The 3,769-nt window shown below is 55.0% G+C and carries 3 protein-coding genes; 1 reads left to right on the forward strand and 2 read right to left on the reverse strand.

Going from position 1 to position 3,769, the window contains the following annotated elements; all coding sequences use genetic code 11:
• Positions 1-490 (reverse strand): hypothetical protein (locus Q0M35_RS17965; protein WP_295317625.1); only part of this gene is annotated, 490 nt, incomplete at its 3' end.
• An 820-nt stretch (positions 491-1,310) separates the two neighbouring features.
• A protein-coding gene (locus Q0M35_RS17970; RefSeq protein WP_295317626.1) for an IS3 family transposase occupies positions 1,311-2,662 on the reverse strand; the annotation gives its coding sequence in 2 pieces (ribosomal slippage) (positions 1,311-2,326 and positions 2,326-2,662; 1,353 coding nt in all).
• Between the two features lie 107 nt (positions 2,663-2,769).
• Here Q0M35_RS17970 and Q0M35_RS17975 point away from each other — a divergent pair.
• Positions 2,770-3,769: recombinase family protein (locus tag Q0M35_RS17975; protein ID WP_295317627.1), on the forward strand; the 1,000-nt coding region annotated here is incomplete at its 3' end.

The following is a 3,769-nucleotide window of genomic DNA, read 5'->3' on the forward strand; positions in this document are numbered from 1 at the left end:
CTGCACTAACACCTGTCAAATCAACCTTTATTGGCTGCTTTGTCTTTTTGGGGAATGCAGTCAGTGTCCCTTCCTGCATGATAGCGTTGATCATGTTGTCGTCTTTGATGACAAAGTAAGCTCCCTTGTATTCTCCACGCAGGTCCTTGCTTTTCATACCGCGCGCTTTGCCGTCGAATACAAAACCGTTTACATCAATCTCGACCTTCTGGCGGTTTTTGATATCAACATCGGCCAAAGTGAACACGCCAATGTAAGCGTGTTTCTTATTTTTTGTCAGGCCGATCTGAATTGCATGTCCAAAGTCGTCAGTGCGTTCGATGAAGCAAGCTTCACGCTCTGCATCGATAAAGATATTCCATCCTTCAACTGGTGACCCATAAGGAGCGAAGCCGTCTTCTGCGCCCGGAATGGGGTCTGCGGCGTTTGCCGGGATCGCAAAGCTCAGAGCTGCGATACAGGCACTTACGGTGATTTGCATTAATTTCATTGTCGGTTCCCATCTAGGTTAAGTAATAAAATGACGCGGACTAGCTGACAGAAATTCGAGTTTTGTCGGCGTAGCGGAGCGTCAACGCCGGTCATAAACCGTATCGCTTCGATACAGTCAACCATCGATTGTAGACGCCATCGGGCCGTACCCGGAGTTCTGGGTAATCCCTTAACGGGACCTTTTGGATTTTCTTTCCCAAAGCAGAGGTTTCTAACGGTTTCTAAGTGTCCGATCTGCGGAAACTGCGGTCTTCAAGGTTACCGAAAACACCCTCCGCAAACGGCGGATTGAACGCAATAGTTGTCGGGTTTCGTCGCAAATTTTAGAACACTGATGGGGCGCTGGCTGCAATCAGACGAGATCATGTCACAAACAATTTGGTGTTCCGCTTAGGCTCACGGCATAAGATCCCGGCACATGGCGAGATTAGATGGTATGCGGGTAAATAGGACGAGGCACTTATGAATAGACCAAGCGTGTTGAGGTCTATGTGATGCTCAATAAAATTGGGCGACGCACAATAGGAAAGGCGTCGCCCAGATAAGTCTGAAAAAACTCCTAGTTACCCCACCAGTACTTTGAACAACCCTGAGTATAGCGTGAAGTTGCAAAAAGTAAGCAAGAAATCGCTCAACAAATGCTTCAAAAATGGAAACAGTTTGTTTCCATTTCATCCGCAGTTGCTTTGTTCTATCTGAAGCTCTGACTTAAACGCGAATTAACCCTAAATATTTCAATTGATTACTGTCCGTCGTCAGATAATTTGGGACAGCTGAGCGTTTCTTGATTGGAGGCTCTGGCTCATCCTTGATTGAGTTTACGCGTTTTCAGTTTTGTGGCGCAAGCGCCGTTCGTTCATTGTTTTTCGCTTGATCTCCTCTCGCTGTTTCAAGATTTGCTCCGCGCGCCCAAAGTAGACGTCAGCGGGCGTCAGGTTGCCCAGGCTCTCGTGGTACCTTTGGTTGTTGTAATATTCGACGAAGGCTTCGATCTGGGCTTCGAGATCGCCGGGCAGGAAGTAGTGCTCCAGCAATACGCGGTTCTTCATCGTTTGATGCCAGCGTTCGATCTTGCCTTGCGTCTGTGGGTGGAACGGTGCGCCGCGGATGTGGTCCATGCCCTTGTCTTCGAGATAATCAGCCAGATCGCCCGCGATGTATGACGACCCGTTGTCGCTCAGCAGCCTGGGCTTGGTTGCCACGATTGCGTTTGCGCACCCTGAAGCTTCCAGCGCCAGATCAAGCGTGTCGGTCACATCCTCCGCTTTCATCGTGGTGCAAAGTTTCCAAGCTATGATGTAGCGGCTGTAGTCATCGAGGATCGTGCTGAGATAGAACCACCCCCAGCCAACCACCTTGAGATAGGTGAAGTCGGTCTGCCAGAGCTCGTTTATTCGGGTGGTCTTATCCTTGAACTCGTTGGCCGCCTTGATCACGATATGCCTTGGTGCGGTGATCAGGTCCTCAGCCTTCAGGATGCGGTAAGCCGATGATTCCGAGATAAAATACCGCTCATCATCGGTGTATTTCACCGCCAACTCGCGGGGCGTCAGATCCTCATGTTCAAGGGCAAACTCAATGAAGGCCTCCCGCGTCTCATCCGGGATGCGGTTCCACACAGACTGGGGGCACGGTGCCGTATCTTCCAGTGCATCGACACCACCTTCAGACCACAGATCGTACCAACGGTAGTAGGTCGTGCTGGGAATGCCGATCGTCTCCAGCGTCCGGCGTGTCGGCAGATGTGAGGCTTCCACAGTGCGGATGATCTCAAGCTTCTCTGATCCAGGGTACCTCATACCTCGTACTCCCCATCCCCGAGCATACTTTTTTTGAGCAGCCGGTTTTCCAGGGTCAGGTCAGCAACCGCCTCCTTCAGGGCCGCAGATTCCGAACGCAATTCCTTAACCTCAGGCGAGCTTGCTTGTCGCGCGGTGTCACCCGCCAGGCGTTGCTTGCCTGCTTCCAGAAACTCCTTTGACCAGGAATAATACAGGCTCTCGCTGATCCCCTCGCGGCGGCACAGAGCAGCGATGCTCTCCTCACCGCGAAGACCCGCCAAGACAATGCGGATCTTCTCTTCCGGGGAATGTAAGCGCCGCGTCTTGCGGCGAATGGTTTTGACCAGCTTATCCGCTGCGTCTTTCGATGTTCCGGATTTCTTGTTCATCTTCGCTCCATAATGGCTGCGATGAACCAGAAATCCTCCGTTAGAAAAACCTCAGATCTGTCCCACAAGCGCTGACGTTAGACAATGCTTTCAACACCGCCTCCTCCATGGGACGGCTGACCCTGAACGTGCTCTTGTCCTTCGCCCAGTTCGAACGCGAGGTCACCGCCGAACGCATCCGCGACAAGATCGCGGCCTCCAAGAAGAAGGGCCTCTGGATGGGCGGCGTGCCACCTCTTGGCTATGATCCGCATCCCGACCCCAACGCCCGCGAGCTGGTGGTCAACAAGGATGAAGCCCGGACCGTCCAGACCCTCTTTGATCTCTATGACCGGCATGGCTCCCTCGCCGCTGTCGAACGGGAAGCGGCTGAACTGGGGCTCAGATCGAAGCGTCACCGCTTCCGCTCCGGTCGGGAACAGGGCGGCAACCGAATGTCCGGCGGGCAGATCCACAAGATCCTGCTGAACCCGGTCTACCTCGGGCAGATCCGTCACAAGGACAAGATCTGGCCCGGCAAGCATCCCGCCATCATCGACGAGGCCCTGTGGGACCGGGTTCAGCAGAAGCTGCAGCAGGCAGCACGGCGCGGCCGGGGCCGAACCATCGGAGCCTCCGATCCAGCCCTGCTCACAGGCAAGCTCTGCGATGACACCGGCGACCGGCTCACGCCCACCCACAGCATCAAGTCGGGCCGGCGGCATCGATACTATGTCTCCAACCGCCTGATCTCCGGCGGACCCGATCCAACCGGCTGGCGCCTGCCGGCACGCGCGCTCGAGAAGAGCATCGCTGATCTGATCGCCGCTCACCTTGGCATGGCCGCAGACGAACACCGGTTGCTTGCAACGCCCGATCTGCGCGGCAACGGCAGCGTGCACGACACTGCCGCAGAGCTGGTTGAGCACCTCGGCAAACCAGAACCGGACCTGCTGCGCGTCTTGCTGGCCTCGGGAACGGTCACCGCGCAAAAGATCCATCTGACCTTGGATAAGGTCGAGGTTGCAACGCGCCTCGGCGTTCCGGTCGATGACCTTGCTGCAAACCTATGCGACATCCACGCGCCGCTCCGACTGCGGCGTCGCGGTGTCGAGGCAAAGCTGGTGA

The sequence above is a fragment of the Roseobacter sp. genome (assembly GCF_024639605.1).
Classification (GTDB): Bacteria; Pseudomonadota; Alphaproteobacteria; order Rhodobacterales; family Rhodobacteraceae; genus Roseobacter.